2 pseudogenes are annotated in these 1,208 nt (G+C 62.7%); both read left to right on the forward strand.

Annotated features, from left to right (window positions below):
• Positions 1-747 (forward strand): annotated as a pseudogene (locus tag ENZ74_RS32250) (trigger factor); the annotation flags it as partial.
• Between the two features lie 160 nt (positions 748-907).
• A pseudogene (locus ENZ74_RS32255) lies at positions 908-1,208 on the forward strand (hypothetical protein); the annotation flags it as partial.

A 1,208-nucleotide genomic window follows, 5' to 3' on the forward strand; every position in this document is an offset into this window, starting at 1 on the left:
TTCGATGTCACGGTCAAGGAAGTGTCCCAGCCCGGCGCGCTGGAAATCAACGACGAGACCGCCAAGAACCTCGGCCTGGAGTCGCTGGAGCGCCTGCGCGACGTCGTGCGCGGCCAGATCGAGAACCAGTTCGGCGCCATGACGCGCCAGAAGGTCAAGCGCCAGCTGCTCGACCAGCTCGACGCGGCTTATTCGTTCGAGGCGCCGTCGAAGCTCGTCGACGCCGAGTTCAACAACATCTGGGCGCAGGTCAATCGTGATCTGGAAGCAGCCGGACGCACCTTCGCCGACGAAGAGACGACGGAAGAAGAGGCGCGCGCCGAGTATCTGCGGCTTGCCGAGCGCCGCGTGCGCCTCGGGCTGGTGCTGGCTGAAATCGGCGAGAAGGCCGGCGTGACCGTATCGGACGAAGAGCTGCAGCGCGGCCTGTTCGAGCAGGTGCGGCGCTATCCAGGAAACCAGCAGCAGGAAGTCTTCGAGTTCTACCGCAACAACCCGGAAGCGTTGAACACGCTGCGGGCGCCGATGTTCGAGGAAAAGGTGGTCGACCATCTGCTCGGTCAGATTTCGGTCACCGACGTCAAGGTCAGCAAGGAAGAGCTGATGGCCGACGACGAAGAGGACGAGACCGCCGTCAAGGCGAAGCCGGCGAAGAAAGCCGCCGCCAAGAAGGCCGACGCCAAGACGGCCGACGACGCGGAAGAGCCCAAGAAGAAGGCCGCGCCGAAGAAGAAGGCCGCCGAATAACACCAGCGCTCCGCTGAAACAGGAAGGCCGCCCTCGAGGCGGCCTTTTTCGTTGCCAAACTGCAACAGCCGCCATGCTTCGCGAGCGACGGCCTGTGGCGACCAAGCTTTGATCATTATCTGCGCTTCTATTGCAAGCCGCTTGGTTGTTGGAGGGCGTGTTGAGACTGTTCGTCGAATTGGGACACGCTTCGGCAATCGCGCTGATCCTTATCTCGGTCTGCGGCATTGCCCAGGCCGGCACGGTGCCTGACAACTGGCGCTTCGGCACGAGTGAAGACGGCCTCGTGACGGCCTCGCTCTACGCCACCAACAAGCTGATCACCGGCGGCGGTGCCTTGAGCTACAGCCCGATCCTGACGATTGCCTGCCGGGCAAACGGCGAGCCGCATTGGACTGAATGGCTGCAACTGAACGACGCTGTTTCGGCCAGCCGCAAGATCACCATGTCGATTACGGTCG

This window comes from Mesorhizobium sp. M7A.F.Ca.CA.002.15.2.1, from assembly GCF_003998715.1.
Classification (GTDB): domain Bacteria; phylum Pseudomonadota; class Alphaproteobacteria; order Rhizobiales; family Rhizobiaceae; genus Mesorhizobium; species Mesorhizobium ciceri.